Consider the following 17,708-nt stretch of genomic DNA (forward strand, 5'->3'; position numbering starts at 1 on the left):
TTCATTTTTAAACAATTTGGAAAATAAAGAAAACGTAGAGTTAAGTATAGTAATGCCTTGTTTAAACGAAGCGGAAACGCTTAAAATATGTATAGACAAAGCCATGAAATATTTAAAGGAAAATAATATAAAAGGCGAAGTAGTTATTGGCGATAATGGCAGTACAGATGGAAGTCAGGCTATTGCTATACAGGCAGGTGCGCGCGTAATTGACGTGCCACGTAAAGGCTATGGCAGTGCTTTAATGGCAGCTATCGAAGCTAGCTATGGTAAATACGTAATTATGGGCGATAGTGACGATAGTTACGATTTTAGCCGTTTAGGATTATTTGTAGAAAAACTACGCGAAGGACATGATTTGGTAATGGGTAACCGTTTTAAAGGTGGAGTAGCCAAAGGAGCCATGCCTTTTTTACACCGTTATTTAGGCAATCCTGTTTTATCATTTATTGGACGTTTGTTTTTTGGTAGTAAAGCACGTGATTTTCATTGCGGCTTAAGAGGATTCAGGCAAGACATAGTAAGCCTACTAAACCTGCAAACTACTGGAATGGAGTTTGCCAGCGAAATGGTGGTAAAAGCCACCATATTTAAGTTAAATATTACCGAAGTACCTACAACCTTATCACCGGACGGACGTTCGCGTCCGCCACATTTACGAACCTGGCGCGATGGATGGCGTCATTTACGCTTTTTATTATTATACAGCCCTAAATGGTTATTTTTAATACCGGGCATATTCTTAATGTTGGTTGGGGGTATTATGGGTTTATGCATTATGCAAGGTCCTGTACATTTATTCAATATATATTTCGACACGAACACTTTATTATACGCAGCAGCTCTTGTCATTACGGGTTTTCAGGCCATTAATTTTGCCATATTTACCCGAACTTATGCCATACAAATGGGCTTTTTACCCCAAAACCAAACTTTAAACAAAATGTATAAATATGTAAACCTCGAATCGTCATTGATAGTAGGTTTACTCGTAACCGCTATAGGCATTGGTGGTTCCATTTATTCAGTTATGTTGTGGAATAAAGTAAATTTTGGATATTTAGATTATTCATCCATTCTTAGGGTGGTAATACCCTCAGTAGTTTGTATCATTATTGGATTACAAATTATATTATCCAGCTTTTTCTTAAGCGTATTGGGGGTTAACAAAAAATAAACACATGAAAAAATTAGACATATACCTACAAGACGTTAGAATTTCAAAAGCGAAACAATTTATAAAAAAAGGAAGTAGTGTATTAGATATTGGTACCGATGATGGTATTATGTTTGAAAAATTAAGCCACTTAATTGATAAAGGAGTTGGGATAGAACCAACCGTTGAAATCGTTATAAATAAAGGGAAATACAGTATTTTACCAGGATACTTTCCCGAAGCAATGGGTAGTTCAACAGAACAGTTTGATGCCATTACCATGTTAGCCGTTTTAGAGCATGTACCAACGGAACAGCAAAAAACATTAGGTGCTAACTGTGCTAAATATTTAAAAAAAGGAGGCAAAGTAATTATCACAGTGCCTTCGCCTCAGGTAGATTTAATATTAGATGTTTTGGGTAAATTGAAATTAATTGATGGCATGCAATTGCACGAACATTATGGGTTTAAGCCAAGCGATACCGAAACCATATTTGCTGACGGATTTAAACTGCATACCAAAAAGACATTTCAATTGGGTTTAAATAATTTATTTGTTTTCGAAAAGATTTAAAGAATTAATGATGGAAAAACGCGTTTTAAACGAATCAAAAATTTCATTGCTTTTACAAGTTAGCGGACAAGCGACTGACGAAAAAGCCATCGAACATATTTGCCAATATACACTTAAATCAAAAACCGATTTAGAAGTAATTTTTATAGCACAAAATGCGGCAGCTCAAACAAAAGTAGAAGGCAATAAAGCGTACGCAGAGTTAGCTGCAAAAAATAAATCGTTTATAGTTTATAACCAGAAAAAACAAGCATTAGGAGCCGGCTATGCGCAAGCATTACAACAAGCTACCGGAGCCAATAGTGTTTTAGTTGAAAACATAGATGAAGTAAATATAAATAATATAGTAACCTGGGTTAATGCCAATAAACGCACTGTAAAAGCCGATGCTATAGGTTATACTACACAAGCATATACAAAGCTAAGTACATTGCAAAATTGGGGATTAAAGTTTTATAGTTCAGCAGTACGTTTTTTTACCCCTTTACAAACAAAACAAACATCAGGCGAAATATTAATAGTAAAAACCGAAGAAGCGCAACCCCTGTTTAGCCAACAATTATTAGCAGCCAATAGTCATTTAGCTCTGTTGTATACTGCCCATTGCAATGGTATAAACACAGTTGACTATACCATAGTAGCCCAAAATAAAGTACCCAAAACAGGTATTGTACAAGGATTATTATTCCCCATTAAAGCAATTGCCGTACGCTGGAATTATTTTGTAAGTGCAGCCTTGGCCGAATTAAAATTACCCAATAAAGTAAGCTTTAAAAATGGCAATCATCCGTTGTACCGTTTGGTGTTTTTTGCTTTGATTGTATTGTCAACATTTGCCATGCCTTTTTTTAGTGGCGATTTTGGAATGACTTGGGATGAGCGTCAGCACAACGATTACTCACAACTTTCTTATAAATGGTTTGCCAGCATGGGTAGCGATACCAGTGCCATTGCCGATCCAAAAGGCAATGCCGATTATGTACGCCAAGCCTACCGTTATTATGGTGAACAAATCAATACTGTAGCCGCCATTGTTTATACTACTTTCGATTTACCTCCATTTGAAACACGCCATTTTATCAATTCATTATATGGCTTAATAGGCATTATATTTTGTGGTTTAGCCGTTAAGCAATTAGTAGGCTGGCGAGGTGGAATATTAGCCATATTATTTATGGTTTTTAATCCGGGGTGGTTTGGTAATTCCATGAATAATCCTACCGATATTCCTTTTGCTTCCAGCTTTGCCATGTCGTTATACTTTTTTATTAAAATATTAAAGTCAATGCCAAAGCCATCGCGCAGCAATTTAGTATGGTTGGCATTAGCAGTTGGTTTAGGTATAGGCTCACGTATAGGTGCATTATTGATACTGGCTTATTTTGCTTTATTTATAGGTATACAATGGCTTTGGCTGTTTAAAGATAAAACACAAAAGCCAATGGGTTTAATACCTAATTACCTGAAAATATTTTTAACAGTAGCCGTATTAGGTTACATATTCGGTATTTTATTATGGCCTTACGGATTAAGTAATCCACTTAAAAATCCATTTATCGCTTTTGCCAAAGCATCAGATAATTCATTTTATACCAATAATGTAGAAATATTTGAAGGCAAGCGTATGTATATGCTTTTACAAGCACCTTGGTATTATGTAGTTAAATTTTTAGCTATAGGAAACCCGCTATACCTGTTAGCAGGCTTAGGTTTATTTATAGTATTAATAAAATGGATTAAAGATAAAATACGTATTGGTATTGCACTCATGTTATTGTTTATGGTTGCTTTTCCAATAGCTTATGCCGAGTATTCAAACATTAATTATTACAACGGTTGGCGACATTATTTATTCATTGTTCCATCGTTGGTGGCAATTGCAGCCGTTGCTTTCGATTATTTAATTGGCAATAACAATAAAATAGTACAGTATGTTTCCTTAGTTGTTTTACTAGGTTTATTTGCCAAGCCAACCTATTGGTTTGTAAAAAATCATCCAAACCAGTATGTATATTTTAACGAGTTAGTAGGAGGTATAAATGGTGCTTACGGTAATTACGAAACCGATTATTACTCTAACTCGTGCCGTGAAGCAGCCGAGTGGATTGCCAAACAAGAGCCTAGCAAAAAAGCATTGGTTTGTATCAATAACGAGCCATTAACAGCTTCGTATTATGCCAATAAAATCAATCCTGATTTGCAGTTTCAATGGGTGAGAGAGTACGAAGAGCAAAAGCCTGAATGGGATTATTTAATATTAACAACCCGTACCTATTCAAAAAACGAATTGTTAAATGGTGCATTTCCTCCGCGTGGCACCGTTTATACTGTTATGGCTGATAATGTTCCATTGGCTGCAGTAGTAAAACGTGAAGTTAATTATATGCCAATGGGATATAAAACAATAGATGGCAAACAACTTGACTCTTCGGTTATGTACTTTAAAAAAGCAGTAGAGTGGGAGCCTAAGAGCGAAGAAGCGCATCGTATGTATGGCTTTGCCTTAATGTTAACCAACCAGTTTGATGCAGCCGATAAAGAATTTGATCAAGCCATTGCTTTATTCCCTGAAAACTATTCAGCATACTCCAATAAAGCCTTATTGTACTTTAACAAAAAAGAGTACCAAAAATGTATTGATGCCAGTATAAAAGCCACTACCTATAAAAACAATACCACAGAGGCCTATTATTATTCAGCTTTAGCCTATTTAAATATGAATAATTATAATGGAGCTATTGAGCGTTTAGAAACAGCTCTAAAGTTTAACGGACAAACACCGGAAATTTATTACTATTTAGGTAAGTCGTACGAGGCAGTGAACAATGCAACACAGGCTGCTTCTAATTACGAATACTGCTTGGGTATGAATCCAAACTTTAAGCAAGCTTGGGCTGATTTAGCCAACCAGTATAAAATATTAGGAAAAATGGATGGTTACGAATATTGCATGCAGAAGTTCAACAGCACGCCTTAAACATATTTTGATAAATAAAACCTATTAAAAAAGACCTCCGAAGAAGGTCTTTTTTAATGAGCTATACAGTTAATTATAAAGCAATTATTAATATTTTACCATTTGATTGTAAAAAAAATAGTACTTACTTGTGAAATAAATAAAATTCAAGAAAGAAAACTTATTATTGTATAATTATGCCAACAGCTATATCAAACGATATTAAAATTAGTGTTGAAACATCTTATCAAAACGATAAGGTAAACAACGCAGAAGGACACCATATGTTTGCTTATAGAATTACTATTGAAAACAAAGGAGAGTATACTATAAAGCTTTTAAGACGACATTGGGATATTATAGACTCCTTAGATGGGTTTAGTGAAGTAGAAGGTGATGGAGTAGTTGGTCAGCAACCGGTATTAGAACCCGGAGAGCAATATACTTACGTTTCGGGTTGTGCTTTACAAGGAGAGTTTGGTAAAATGTTTGGCTACTATACCATGCAACGCCAAATGGATGGAAAAGAATTTGAAGTATTAATACCGGAGTTCATCATGATTGCTCCATTTAAATTCAATTAGTTTTTTCCTCAAAAGTTAAAACCATTTTTAAATTACCATTATTTTTAATTAGCCAAAAATTGTCAGCATTGGCTAAAAATGCTTCTTCAACAGGCTTAGGCATATTCAGCTTAGCATATTTTCTGTAATCCTGTTTACTTATTATAAATTCAATAGGAGTGCTTTCGTCAATAGTTTTAAATCCGATCTTTTTAAAACTATCCCCGTCACTAAAATCCTTGTCAATATAAGTCATTATATCACCTGCTGTTTTTTCATTGGCAAAATGATTGATTAACTTACTAAGCCCGCCCACAACCGTATAATTACATTTATTGCAATACCTGATTAATTCAAATGAGCGCTTGTCTTCGCTTAACCTGTTCATACGCCTGCCTTTGCTAAAAAGGGCCAATGCTACCAATTTATCCTTATAGTATAACCCAATTTTATATGCTCCCGTAACATTGCCCAGCAAATGGTTTTCTTCAAAAAATAAACCCGATTCGTTGGCATCAATGTGTTTAATTACACATTGTCTGGCATGTATTTTAGTATTAAAACCTAAAATGGATTGTACCCTGGCTTTAATTAAATGAGGCTTGTAAACGAGTTCATCTAAAGTAAATACTAACTGAATAGGGGGTTTACTGTTGTTATTTATAATTGCTACATGAAGCTGATAGCTGATAATATTTAATTGAAATATTGTTATACTATCAATAGCAATAAGCATTTTATGCAGAGTATTTAAAGCTTTTGTATGCATACCTAGTAATAGAAATTAATCATAGTACCCGGTCTTGGCATAAAAAACTTATCGCTTAATTTTTCAAATGGCCATTCTGGTTTAATAGCAGTGGCCCGGTCAAAAAATACATTAAAATTAGTAAGCGGTATTGTTTTAATATTTTGTTTACCATAAGGCTTGAAAAAATTTTCCCAATGCCCTATAATAACCTGTTTTGGCTTGGTTTGTGTGAGTAAATTTTGAGGTACACAATTGGTAAAATTAGAAGAAGCAATTTGCATTAAAGCAATATCAACAGGATGTTCTTCCAGTAATTTAGCATCTATCAAACCATTGTTTAATTCACACCCATTTGTTTTATTTAGTATTCGGCATACTACCTTATTGTTTTCCATTATATCAATCAAAAAAGAATAATTCTGCCCCTCTTTAAACCGATGCGCATTCACTTTTTGGCAAGCATTGGTAAAACCTTTAAAATAATTACTATCGCAATTACCCTTCATAATATGTATTTTTTTGTAGTGCGAAGCATGGGTAGAAGGAATAATAAGTATCCTTAAATTACTGCTAATATAAACCCATTTATTCACAGAGTCTTTTTTGACCCAATTTTCAGCATTTATAAATTGATTAGGTTTTAAAAAATTTTGCAAAACGGTTTTACTGGAATTATCGCCATATATTTTTACATCTGGTTTTACCGAATCAGTTTGCAATAAATAAGGTAAATCAAAAATATGGTCGTAGTGTGAGTGGCTGATAAAAAAGGCATCAATATCTTTAAAGCTGATATTGTTTTTATTGATGTAAGAAGCGCCTATATTAAAATACTTCTGTTTAAATTGAATATTGCCACTACTTGTTTTTATAAAACTGTTGTTCGAAAAAAACGGATCAATGCAAATAACATCCGTACCATATTTAATAATGTAATTATTACAGCCTAAATACTGAATACTTACTTTATTATCCTTTGCCTTACCTATGCTGTATTCTTTTAAAGTGTCTTTTGAGAATATTCCTAGCTTTTCGTATTTTTTAGGATAACGTGAGCTGGCACATTGCGAGTAAACAAATACAATAACTAAAAATAAAATTATGTTTCTCATTAGGGCTGGCAAAGATATTTTGTTTTAGGCTTAACTAATTGCCACTAATCAAATATTATACCATATAAGTGTAAAATTTACAGCGATTTGCATAAAGTACAAAAAAAATTAAAATAGATTAGGTAGTGTGGTTAAATGTCATTTATTCGCAATACTAAAAAATTTAACTATATGAGCATTCAATCAATGATGGAAGAGATGACCAAAACAAGTGAAAAGCTTGTAAAAGGTTACGAAGTATTACAAAAAATAAAAGAAGTTGAAATAGGTATGACACCTAAAGATTTGGTATGGGAAAACGATTTAGTTAAATTATACCATTATAAGCGTGATACCCCGGCAAAAGTAAAAACACCCGTTTTGGTTTCTTTTGCTATTATGAATCGCCATGATGTATTGGATTTACAACCCGACAGAAGTTTAATGAAAAAATTGTTAGACGAAGGATTGGATATTTATATAATGGATTGGGGTTACCCTAAGCAACAACATAAATACCTGACCATGGAAGACTATATTTTAGGTTTTATGGATGGCGCGGTTGATTATATACGCAAAACCACCAAAAGCGATAAAATACATAAAATGGGCATTTGCCAGGGTGGAACATTCAGTACCATTTATGCAGCTTTACATCCTGAAAAACTAAAATCATTAACTGTTTATGTAACACCTTACGATTTTAGCGATAAAGGCGTTTGTATGCTTTACAAATGGACAAAAGATATCAATGTAGATGCGATGGTTGATAATTTAGGTATTATTCCTGCAGATATGTTAAATGCAGGCTTTAGCTCATTGAAACCAAGTATGGATGTAAGCAAATATTTTGGTGTAATGGATATGATGGATGATGAAGCTAAAATGTTAAACTTTTTACGCATGGAAAAATGGAAAGCAGATTGCCCGGATTTAGCAGGCGAAATGTTTAGAAAATACATTAAAGATTTATGGAGAGATAATAAATTAATTAAAGGAGAGTTCGAATTAGATGGTCGTAAAGTGGATTTGAAAAATGTAACCATGCCATTTTTAAATATTTATGCTACCGAAGACAATATTATTCCTAATAATTCAACCATTCCGGTAAATGATTTAATAGGTTCAAAAGACAAAGAACTTTATGCTTTCCCTGGCGGGCATATCGGTGTGTTTGTAGGAGCAAAATCGCAAAAAGAATTAGCACCTAAAGTAGCTGCTTGGGTAGCCTCTAAAAACTAAACATTTATAATTTAATTTAGAAAGGCTTTGCTCTGTATTAAGAGTGAAGCCTTTTTTATTTAATTCCGGCCAATAAATAATTGGAGGGATGCTGGTTAATTATTGAAAAAAGACCGTAACAGGCTCATAACAAATTAAATAAAAAAAAGGCCAAAACTGATAAAGTTTTGGCCTTTTAGAAATAATGTATAAAAATTAGTCGATAATAACTGTACGCTCAGCGTTAGGCGATTTTACTTTAACTAATTGCGTATTTAATTTTATGCGTTGGTTACGTAAATCCGATTTAGTTTTATTTCTTCTGTCTTTTCTTTTTAAACGTGTGAACATGGTAGTTTTATTTTTATTGGGGGCAAATATAAGTTTATTTCTCTTATTGTCAATTTAGTTTGCAAAAAAATTATTCTAAATAAAAGTCTGCAATTTGTTTGTAATGGTCTGTTTCATAGCGAAATAGTGAAAAGTTGTTGGCAATGAAGTGTACATTGAACTCAAAATCTTGTAATTTTTGTACTAATTTCCTGGTGCCAAGCTTTGACTTTTTGCTAAAAGCTAAATCTAAATAAGGGTGGTATATTTCAGGTTCACTTGGTCCGTAAATTAACTTTAAATGCATATCTAAATGAAATTTGAGCTGTTTTTGAATTTCATTTAAAACAGGTTTTTCTAAAATATTTAATTGCACGGCTTTTTCGTTATTCGAAAAACCATTCACCTCAATTTCAACCGAGAAATGATTGTGTGCAAATTTCTTTAAAGCATCAGTCAATAAATATTCCTTTTTATTATCCCAAATAAAAGGCTCAATTAACAAAATACAAGGTTGAAAATTTTGATTACAGGGGATTTTATATAATGAAGCTAAATCGGTCTGTAATTGCTTTAATTTACCCAGTGAAGGTTCGGGAGGAACCAACGCAATACAATAGGAGAATGCATGCCGGTTAATAATATTTGAGTTCAAGGAAAGCTTAAATTTTGTTCATTGCAATAATCCATCTTTTTAGCATAGGAATGGATTATTTTATTTCAATCAGCATTAAAATTAGTGTGGTTTTTATTAATTAATAGTGACTTACTGATAACAAATGTGAATAAAAGGTAAATGCATAAATTTTTACAAGAAGTAATTTGCGTACCTATAAATATTTTTAGCACAATGAACATTCATTTTATTTCAATAGGCGGTGCGGTAATGCATAATTTAGCCATTGCACTTCACAAAAAAGGATATCATATTACAGGTAGCGATGATGAGATATATGAACCCGCTAAATCAAGATTAGATAAATATGGATTACTTCCGGCTGAAATGGGTTGGAATTTGAATAATATTCATGAAGGTTTAGATGCAGTAATTTTGGGTATGCATGCCCGAAAAGACAATCCGGAAATGCTTAAAGCGCAGGAATTAGGATTAAAAATATACTCATTTCCGGAGTATATGTACGAGCAAACTAAAGATAAATTACGTATTATAATAGGAGGTAGTCATGGTAAAACTACTACCACCGCTATGATTTTACATGTACTTAACAAGTGCAATGTGGAGTTTGATTATTTGGTTGGTTCCATGTTAGAAGGTTTTGAAACCATGGTTGGTTTAAGCGATAAGGCTAAAATTGCCGTTTTTGAAGGTGATGAATATTTAACATCAGCCCTTGACTTAAGACCCAAATTCCATGTATATAAAGCAAATATTGGTATTATAACCGGTATTGCCTGGGATCATATCAATGTGTTTCCAACGTTTGAAAATTATATTGAGCAGTTTAAAATTTTTGTGGAGGATATAGATAGTACTGGTTCTATTATTTATTCAGCCAATGATAATGAAGTAAATAAACTGATAGACTCAGCCGATGTTAAAGCAAAAAAAATACCTTATGTAACGCCTCCTTTTGAAGTAAAGGAAGGGGTAGTAAGCATTACGTATAAAGATAAAAGCATAGACTTAAAAATATTTGGCACCCATAATTTACAAAATATGATGGCAGCAATGCATGCTTGTGAAGCTGCAGGTGTTAGCAATGATGATTTTATGGAAGCCATACAGTCATTTACCGGAACAGCAAAACGCTTAGAAAAATTATTTGAGAACCATGACTCACTTGTAATCCGCGATTTTGCACATGCGCCTTCCAAACTGAAAGCAACGGTAAATGCCGTAAGGGAATTAAACCCGGATAGGAAATTAATAGCTGTTTATGAGCTCCATACTTTTAGTAGTTTAAACAAAGCTTTTTTACCCCATTATTTAAATACCATGCAATTGGCCGATGTAAGTGCTGTTTTGTTTAGTAAGCATGCTTTGGAAATGAAAAAAATGCCTATGCTTTCCAACGAAGAAGTAGCTGCTGGTTTTGGCAATAATGTAAAAGTATTTACCGATAAAAATGAATTACGCAGTTTTATTGAACAACATTATACCAAAAAAGAAAATTTGTTGTTAATGAGTAGTGGTACTTTTGATGGAATGGATTTAAATTTTAATTAGGCTAATTTAAATGGGATAACGTTATGGGTACTATGCGGTTTTTTTATATACTTATAATGATTGGTTTATTATTGGGAAGTAACAGATCATTAGCACAACAACAAGCACCTTTTTCGTGTAGTAGTATTGAAAATAATATACCTGTTCCTTGGCCTCATTTAAGAGAAGGCGATGTTGATTTTAGTAAGAGAATAGTGCGTATTATTGATTTACGTGAAAAACAAAATCAAGTATTACAATACCCACATAATGCCATTGCTGTATTGTTGTATAATGCAGTTAAAAACAAAAAACTCACTCCTTACAAAAATGATAGTTGTACTTCTATTTATACCGTAGAAGATTTTTTAAAATTGGGCTCCGATACCGAGTTTGTAGAAAATCCGACAGACCCAAACAATCCTGATATAACCCAAATAGATACTGTAATCAATCAATTTGACCCATTGCGCAGTGTATATAAATTACGTGTGGTGGAAGATTGGTATTTTGATAAAAAACACAGCACTTATAATATTCGTGTAATTAGTATTGCACCCGTATTTAAAATGAAAGTAAGCGGTATTGATTTAGGCGATCAGGATTTGTGTGTATTGCGTTATTATTACAATACACCCAATAAGAAAAATGACATCAGAAATTTGCTGGCTTCAAAATGTGTTTATAACCGGAAAAACGATGTTGCTTTAATGAGCTTTGATGCCTTTTTTGAAGGACGTTATTTTTCCAGTTATATTATTAAAGTAAGTAACCATCGCGATATTTTTATTAAAGAGCAATCTGAATATAAAGATAACGGAGTAGGGGCTATTTTAGAAAACCAACTACACCAAGAGGAGTTGATGAAAAGAGAAAGTGATAATTATGAAAACTAATAGACTATCACATTAGTCAGCTTCGTAAGCGCCAATACTTGTATTGGGATTATTCCTGAATTTATTAGTTACATCTACCTGAAATGTATTGATAAATAAACCGGCTCCGATACAAGGCGAGCCTGCTTTTAGTCTGAAATTCTTTTTGTTGAAGTCCACAAATAATGGGTCAGAATCAATTTGATTATTGCTGATGTCGGCTGTGTTTTGTAATATTTCATCTCTGAATAATACACTACGAATATTATTAAAACTAATTTTGCGTGTTCCAAATATCCCATTTTCATCTCTTACAAAATCTATTTCATCCTCATTGCTACCCCAAATAATATTATTACGTAAGTTATAGCTCAATGAAAATTTGGTTACCACATTGTTCACATCAACGTAAGGTGTATTGCTTAGTACCACACTGGCATTTCGTCTGGCTTGCGAACCACCTAAGCCTGCAAAAGTGTTAAAGGTTAGTTCATAGTCGCCACCGTATTCACCAATAAAATTGTATTGTCCGCAATGGCTTACCACATTATTATCTAATTTAACCTGAGCCGAATAACATAATACACCCACAGCACTCATGTCTTGCACAATGGTTTGACTCATGGTTAGTTTAGGATTGGCATTTTGCGAAAGCGAGTCAACTCTTACCCCAATAAATCCGTTTTTTATAACGGCCCCTTTAATTTTATTATTCTTACTTAATGATAATAAGTGGACGCCTTGCCATTGTCCAGCTACTTCTTTATAATCATCGTCTAACCTATCGCCTTGTAATACCACCGGATTATCGGCAGTACCATCAATGTTTAAAGAGCCATTTACAAATATGCTGGAGCCAACATGGCTATATACTTTTACGCCCGGATTTATTTTTAAGGTTGATGTATTAGGTACCAGAATGGAGTTATAAATTACATAAGGCTTATCATCGTTCCAGGTAATAGTGGTGTTTTCGGGTAAAATAGAATCACGTAAAAAATGAGCATCTTGTCCCCAAGCCACTAAGTTTACATTTTGTGCTTTACCATTGGTATTAAACAAAATATTATCGTACACCACAAAAGGCGTATTCTGGTTGTTTTGATTGATGTAAGCTTGTACAAAAATATAAATACTATCTTTTCCTCTTATCTCTACATCGTTAATGCTTTGCGATATGCCACTTCCTGAAATTCCGTCTGCATTTAACTTGAACACACCATATTGATTGCCTGCTAAACTAATATTTGTTTTGACTGCATTTTCATTTGGATTAGTTACTCTTACCTGTAATGTAATTGATTTGGGTAAGCCAATCATGGCACTATCTTTCAATGAGAAAATAGTATCAAAATTTAAAGTATCGGTACTAAAATTAAGTGAAACAGGTGACGATGTAAATTCATCATCTTTACGACAGCTGTTGATGATCAGTATTAAAAAGAAAAAATAAATTATATATTTCATTGGCTAATTTTATAGGGAGTAACGTTCAATAATCCAATTTGGTACATTTTCACCTCGGCCTGTTTGTATATTAATCATGGTGTGGATGAAGTGACCTGTGTAACTTTCCTTACCATTACCTTTCAGTATTTGAAAACATACTTTACAACTGTTGCCTTCCATACTTTCCAACCAGGTAATTATTTTACAGGTTTCGCCTAAAAGCAATGAACGTTTAAATTCCATTTGTGCGCTTTTAAGTACCCAGTTAAAACCACTTTTTAAAAACTCGTCCATACTCATTTTGTAGCAACGGTCCATTTGGTCAAAGCGGGCAAATAATACGTAATCCATATACTTGCTGCTGTGTACATGATTATTCATGTCAATGTCGTCAGGTCTTACAGTTAAAAGAGTTTCGTACTTATTGGTATTTAATGTCATTAATTTTTACTGGAACTTAATTTTTATAATGTAAATGATTGACTCAATAATGGGTTATTTACAACCACAATTACCTTCGCCACAGTTATTGCTTTTAACCGATTTACGCAATGATTTAAACATGTAGAATACAGCTAAACAAAACAGTACTCCAACTATTATGTATTGTATCATGATCAATTTTTTAAATAAGGATTGTTTTCTTTTTCCATTTTTACGGTGGTTTTTGGTCCGTGTCCGCTAAACAGCATTGTTTCGTTTGGCAAGGTAAATATTTTTGTTCGAATACTTTGTAACAATGTAGTTAAATTACCTCCCGGCAAATCAGTTCTACCTATACTGTTTTGCATAATGGCATCGCCAACAATGGCAATATTGGCTTCTTTGCAGTAAAATGTTAAACTGGCTATGGAATGGCCGGGTGTAAGTAAACAGGTTAATTGTTGGTTGCCAAATGAAATAACACTGCTTTCATCAATAAATATTAAGTTTTCAGGAACCTGCAATGGAGGCACATTAAACATGGTTGTCCATCTCTTAGTATCATTGTAAGTAAATATTTCATCCTTGTGTAAATACAGGCTCAAGTTAAACCTGTTAAGTAAATAATCATTCCCTAAAACATGATCAATATGGCAATGGGTATTGAGTATTTTTACCGGGTTTAATTCTTTCTGCTTAATGAATGAAAGCAACTCTTCCACTTCATTTTTATAATAACATCCCGGATCTATAATTACGGCTTCTTTGGTTTCGTCAAATAATACATAAGTATTTTCTGCAAAGTCATTAAAGGTAAATTGTTTAAGCGATAACATAAGTAAATTTTAGTAAGTGCGTTGTTTCCAAATCATTTTTACAGGTAAAACAAAAAATACCATGGTACTGAAAGTATTAATTATTGAATACAATTCAAACGAAATAAACCCTTTCCAATGGAGCTTATATTTTACCCTGTAACTTAAAAATAAAATAAGCATAGTTTGTAATGCCAGCTTACAAACCCAAAGTGTTAAAGCATTTTTTATATTGAATAAAAATAACACAATCAGTAAAGGGTAAAATGAGGCTAGCAAACCAAAAATAGCTTGCCAGATAAAAGGCAATTCTTTGGCTCCGATAAGCCAGCGTTTACGTTGGTGTAAAAACGGAATCAGTTGTGGCTGCGGCTTTGAAATATTTAAGCTGTTTGCTTCCATTACATTTATACTTTCAAAACCTTTGGAACGTATTTGGGTAAAAAGCTTAAAATCTTCTGTTACACTAAAATCAAAGTTTTCGTAACCACCGGTGGCCATATAGGCTTGTTTGGTAAAAGCCATGTTGTTGCCTACTGCCGTACTCTTTAATCCTAAGTTATCAAAAGCAATGAGCAAGCCCGAAAAATATAACCAGTCAATACCTTGTAGCTGACCAAACCAGGTTTTTGACTGTACTACTGTACTACCTGAAACAATGCCTACTTTTTCGTTTTTAAAGTGCGGCAACAGGCCTTTTATCCAACTCGGTTTTACTATAATATCAGCATCGGTAACAAAAATAATTTCGCTTTGGCTTTGGTGTACCAAATGAGCTAAAACATTGGCTTTGGCTCGAGCTTTACCTATATTTTTATGAATATTTATGAGTTTAAAGTTGGGTTTATCCGCAATAAATGTTTCAACCAGTTGAGCTGTTTCATCCGTTGACTGGTCATTGCCTATGAGCACTTCATATCTATCAACAGGATAATTTATTTTATCAATGGATTTTAAACAAGCTATGATATTGGCCGCTTCGTTACGCGCAGGAATTAAAATAGAAACGAATGGTAAAGGTTCTTTTGTGTAAAATCTATGTTTGTTTAAATCTATATTTACTAATGAAATGACCAGCGCTATTTGCAAGCAAACAAAGCCAAAAAGTAAACAGGTTGCAGTTATTTCCACTGGTTGCAAATAAAATAAATTTTACAATCTATTTTGTTTTTATTTAATGTACTGAAAATGTGTGTGTTTTGTGCTTTCCCCTTTCTATTATAAAACTTGGCAGCCTGCTTAAAATTTATATTTTTGCAATCCTTTACTAGTAAACTAATTTAAAAACGAATAATTATAATAACATGAAGAAAATTGCATCAGTAACACTGTCAATTCTTACCTTATCTATTTCAACTCAACTTGTTGCTCAAAAAAGTAAAAAAGCCACTCCTGTTGTTACTGCTCCAAAAGAAGTAGCGGTGGTAAAGCCTAATCCAGTTGTTTTTACTTATGGCTCAGATACTGTTTTTAAAAATGAATTTGAAAGATTACTTTATAAAAACAAACCCAATAAAGAAAAACCAACAGAAAAGGACGTTCGTGAATATTTAGATTTATACATTAATTTTAAACTAAAAGTAAAAGAAGCTAAGTTAATGCAATTGGATACCAACCCTAATTTTAAAAGTGAGTTGGGCGGCTACAGAAAACAATTAGCTAATCCATATTTAACTGATAAAAAAGTAAGCGAATCGTTAATGAAAGAAGCATACGAACGTATGAAGACAGAAATTAATGGTAGCCATATATTGCTGTTTTGTAATGAAAATGCAAGCCCTGCTGATACCTTAGCCGCTTACAATAAATTAATAGATTTAAGAAAACGTGCATTGAAAGGTGAAAATTTTGATTCATTGGCAAGCAAATATTCTGACGATCCATCAGCTAAAAAGCAAGGTGCTAAATTAGGCTGGTACACCGTATTCCAAATGGTTTATCCTTTCGAAAACCAATCTTACAAAACCAATAAAGGCGATATTTCGATGCCGTTCCGTACACAGTTTGGTTACCACATTTTGAAAATTAACGATAAACGTGCTGCCAGAGGTGAAGTAAAGTTAGCACATATTATGATTCGTACTTCATACGAAGCGGCACCGGAACAAGTAATGGATGCACAACATAAAATTGATTCAGTTTATGCGCAATTAAACAGTGGCGAAAATTTTGGTGTATTGGCTGAAAAATATAGCCAAGACGAAGGAAGTAGTAAAAATAAAGGAGAAATGAACTGGATTGCCAGTTTAAGCGGTTACCCGGAAGAATTTAAGGATGTAGCTTTTGCTTTAACAGTTAACCAGATTTCAAAACCATTTAAAACTAACTTTGGATGGCATATTATTAAATTATTAGAGACACGTCCTTTGGGAGAGTATAAAGATGTATTGGATGTAATTAAACAAAAAACAAATAAAGATACACGCTCAGAAAGCTCAAAAGCAGCAGTAGTGGCACGTGTTAAAAAAGAAAACAATTACAAAGAAAATCCGGCTAATTTAAAAGCATTTGCAGCTACTTTAGATTCAAGCTTTATCAATGCAACATGGAATTATGATGAAGATAAAATAAGCACCAGCCCATTATTTACTATTGGTACTGCTACTTACAGCGTTAAAGATTTTGCCTCTTATGTAAAAGCCAATCAACAACCATTAGAAAAAGCGTCTATACAAATGACTGTAGCAAATATGTTCCGTCAGTGGGCCGATAATAAATGTATTGCTTACGAAGAAAGTATCTTGGATAACAAATACGAAGATTTCAGAAATGTAATGCAAGAGTATAATGATGGTATTTTATTGTTTGATTTAACTGATAAAAAAGTATGGACTAAAGCAGTAGCTGACACTATTGGTTTAGATAAGTTTTATGAAAGCAATAAAAACAATTATAAATGGAAAGACAGAGTTTCATATACTGTTTATACTTGTATTGACGATAAAACAAAAAAAGAAGCTGTTAAAATGCTTTCTAAAGGAAAATCTCGTGATGAGGTATTGACAAAACTGAACAAAAAAGTAGCTAATTCTGTAATTGTGAAAGATGTGAAATCAGAAAGAAACGATGCCACTGCTGATAAATTATGGGAGCAAAAAGGCGTTGTTGATATTGCCAATATGGATAACAATTTTAAATTCTATTATGTAAATGGTGTTGTTGGTAGCGAAGTTAAAACTTTAAAAGAAGCAAGAGGAGCTGTTACCAGCGAATACCAAAACCAATTAGAAAAAGATTGGATTAAAGAATTGCGTAATAAATACAATATTACTGTTGACGAAACAATAGTAAAAAGTTTATACCAGTAACAAAATGCTCCTTGTGAGCGTTTGAATGA

At 33.2% G+C, this 17,708-nt stretch carries 16 protein-coding genes; 8 read left to right on the forward strand and 8 right to left on the reverse strand.

The window, feature by feature from the left end; genetic code table 11:
* Positions 1–52 precede the first annotated feature (52 nt).
* The 4 genes from V4538_08840 to apaG all read left to right on the forward strand — a co-directional run bounded on the left by V4538_08840 (position 53) and on the right by apaG (position 5,270).
* Entirely contained in the window at positions 53–1,177 is a 1,125-nt protein-coding gene (locus tag V4538_08840; protein MES2381134.1) for a glycosyltransferase family 2 protein, read from the forward strand.
* A gap of 4 nt (positions 1,178–1,181) precedes the next feature.
* The gene (locus V4538_08845) at positions 1,182–1,730 is read left to right on the forward strand and encodes a methyltransferase domain-containing protein (GenBank protein MES2381135.1); all 549 of its coding nucleotides are present in this window, start codon (positions 1,182–1,184) and stop codon (positions 1,728–1,730) included.
* Between the two features lie 7 nt (positions 1,731–1,737).
* Positions 1,738–4,707: a tetratricopeptide repeat protein gene (locus V4538_08850; GenBank protein ID MES2381136.1), complete on the forward strand. Its 2,970-nt coding sequence runs from the start codon at positions 1,738–1,740 to the stop codon at positions 4,705–4,707.
* 176 nt (positions 4,708–4,883) lie between these two features.
* The gene (gene apaG, locus V4538_08855; GenBank protein MES2381137.1) at positions 4,884–5,270 is read left to right on the forward strand and encodes a Co2+/Mg2+ efflux protein ApaG; all 387 of its coding nucleotides are present in this window, start codon (positions 4,884–4,886) and stop codon (positions 5,268–5,270) included.
* Here the strand turns inward: apaG and V4538_08860 are convergent.
* Together V4538_08860 and V4538_08865 are read right to left on the reverse strand one after the other, a co-directional pair.
* Positions 5,263–6,018: a hypothetical protein gene (locus V4538_08860; GenBank protein ID MES2381138.1), complete on the reverse strand. Its 756-nt coding sequence runs from the start codon at positions 6,016–6,018 to the stop codon at positions 5,263–5,265. The genes apaG and V4538_08860 overlap by 8 nt on opposite strands.
* Before the next feature lie 2 nt (positions 6,019–6,020).
* A complete protein-coding gene (locus tag V4538_08865; protein ID MES2381139.1) occupies positions 6,021–7,112 on the reverse strand; it encodes an MBL fold metallo-hydrolase in 1,092 nt (363 codons plus the stop codon).
* A gap of 171 nt (positions 7,113–7,283) precedes the next feature.
* Between V4538_08865 and phaC the strand changes: the two genes are divergently transcribed.
* On the forward strand, positions 7,284–8,333 hold the full coding sequence (phaC, locus tag V4538_08870) for a class III poly(R)-hydroxyalkanoic acid synthase subunit PhaC (GenBank protein MES2381140.1): 1,050 nt from the start codon (positions 7,284–7,286) through the stop codon (positions 8,331–8,333).
* A gap of 195 nt (positions 8,334–8,528) precedes the next feature.
* Here the strand turns inward: phaC and V4538_08875 are convergent, their stop codons facing one another.
* Entirely contained in the window at positions 8,529–8,663 is a 135-nt protein-coding gene (locus V4538_08875) for a hypothetical protein (protein ID MES2381141.1), read from the reverse strand.
* Positions 8,664–8,733: 70 nt separating this feature from the next.
* Positions 8,734–9,297, reverse strand: coding sequence for a 2'-5' RNA ligase family protein (locus V4538_08880; protein MES2381142.1), 564 nt, complete (start codon positions 9,295–9,297; stop codon positions 8,734–8,736).
* A gap of 195 nt (positions 9,298–9,492) precedes the next feature.
* On the opposite strand from V4538_08880, the gene V4538_08885 reads away from it, so the two are divergent.
* A complete protein-coding gene (locus V4538_08885; GenBank protein MES2381143.1) occupies positions 9,493–10,830 on the forward strand; it encodes a Mur ligase family protein in 1,338 nt (445 codons plus the stop codon).
* A gap of 56 nt (positions 10,831–10,886) precedes the next feature.
* Complete coding sequence (gene gldN / locus V4538_08890) at positions 10,887–11,705, forward strand: gliding motility protein GldN (protein ID MES2381144.1); 819 nt, start codon at positions 10,887–10,889, stop codon at positions 11,703–11,705.
* A 12-nt stretch (positions 11,706–11,717) separates the two neighbouring features.
* Here the strand turns inward: gldN and V4538_08895 are convergent, their stop codons facing one another.
* The 4 genes from V4538_08895 to V4538_08910 form a co-directional block, all read right to left on the reverse strand.
* Positions 11,718–13,151: a hypothetical protein gene (locus V4538_08895; GenBank protein MES2381145.1), complete on the reverse strand. Its 1,434-nt coding sequence runs from the start codon at positions 13,149–13,151 to the stop codon at positions 11,718–11,720.
* 9 nt (positions 13,152–13,160) lie between these two features.
* Entirely contained in the window at positions 13,161–13,574 is a 414-nt protein-coding gene (locus tag V4538_08900) for an acyl-CoA thioesterase (protein MES2381146.1), read from the reverse strand.
* 176 nt (positions 13,575–13,750) lie between these two features.
* Positions 13,751–14,392, reverse strand: coding sequence for an MBL fold metallo-hydrolase (locus V4538_08905; GenBank protein ID MES2381147.1), 642 nt, complete (start codon positions 14,390–14,392; stop codon positions 13,751–13,753).
* Between the two features lie 9 nt (positions 14,393–14,401).
* Positions 14,402–15,502 carry a glycosyltransferase gene (locus V4538_08910; GenBank protein ID MES2381148.1) on the reverse strand — a complete coding sequence of 367 codons (1,101 nt, stop codon included), beginning with the start codon at positions 15,500–15,502 and terminating at the stop codon, positions 14,402–14,404.
* A gap of 173 nt (positions 15,503–15,675) precedes the next feature.
* Here V4538_08910 and V4538_08915 point away from each other — a divergent pair, with 173 nt between their 5' ends.
* Positions 15,676–17,679, forward strand: coding sequence for a peptidylprolyl isomerase (locus V4538_08915; GenBank protein MES2381149.1), 2,004 nt, complete (start codon positions 15,676–15,678; stop codon positions 17,677–17,679).
* Positions 17,680–17,708 lie beyond the last annotated feature (29 nt).

The sequence above is a fragment of the Bacteroidota bacterium genome (assembly GCA_040388375.1).
In the GTDB taxonomy this organism is placed as follows: Bacteria; Bacteroidota; Bacteroidia; order UKL13-3; family UKL13-3; genus JAAFJM01.

Excerpts from the sequence above, each read along its gene's own strand:
- V4538_08840 (MES2381134.1), top strand. The coding sequence starts at position 53 with ATGCCTTGTTTAAACGAAGCGGAAACGCTTAAAATATGTATAGACAAA.
- V4538_08845 (MES2381135.1), top strand. The coding sequence starts at position 1,182 with ATGAAAAAATTAGACATATACCTACAAGACGTTAGAATTTCAAAAGCG.
- V4538_08850 (MES2381136.1), top strand. The coding sequence starts at position 1,738 with ATGATGGAAAAACGCGTTTTAAACGAATCAAAAATTTCATTGCTTTTA.
- apaG (MES2381137.1), top strand. The coding sequence starts at position 4,884 with ATGCCAACAGCTATATCAAACGATATTAAAATTAGTGTTGAAACATCT.
- V4538_08860 (MES2381138.1), bottom strand. The coding sequence starts at position 6,018 with ATGCATACAAAAGCTTTAAATACTCTGCATAAAATGCTTATTGCTATT.
- V4538_08865 (MES2381139.1), bottom strand. The coding sequence starts at position 7,112 with ATGAGAAACATAATTTTATTTTTAGTTATTGTATTTGTTTACTCGCAA.
- phaC (MES2381140.1), top strand. The coding sequence starts at position 7,284 with ATGAGCATTCAATCAATGATGGAAGAGATGACCAAAACAAGTGAAAAG.
- V4538_08875 (MES2381141.1), bottom strand. The coding sequence starts at position 8,663 with ATGTTCACACGTTTAAAAAGAAAAGACAGAAGAAATAAAACTAAATCG.
- V4538_08885 (MES2381143.1), top strand. The coding sequence starts at position 9,493 with ATGAACATTCATTTTATTTCAATAGGCGGTGCGGTAATGCATAATTTA.
- gldN (MES2381144.1), top strand. The coding sequence starts at position 10,887 with ATGATTGGTTTATTATTGGGAAGTAACAGATCATTAGCACAACAACAA.
- V4538_08895 (MES2381145.1), bottom strand. The coding sequence starts at position 13,151 with ATGAAATATATAATTTATTTTTTCTTTTTAATACTGATCATCAACAGC.
- V4538_08900 (MES2381146.1), bottom strand. The coding sequence starts at position 13,574 with ATGACATTAAATACCAATAAGTACGAAACTCTTTTAACTGTAAGACCT.
- V4538_08905 (MES2381147.1), bottom strand. The coding sequence starts at position 14,392 with ATGTTATCGCTTAAACAATTTACCTTTAATGACTTTGCAGAAAATACT.
- V4538_08915 (MES2381149.1), top strand. The coding sequence starts at position 15,676 with ATGAAGAAAATTGCATCAGTAACACTGTCAATTCTTACCTTATCTATT.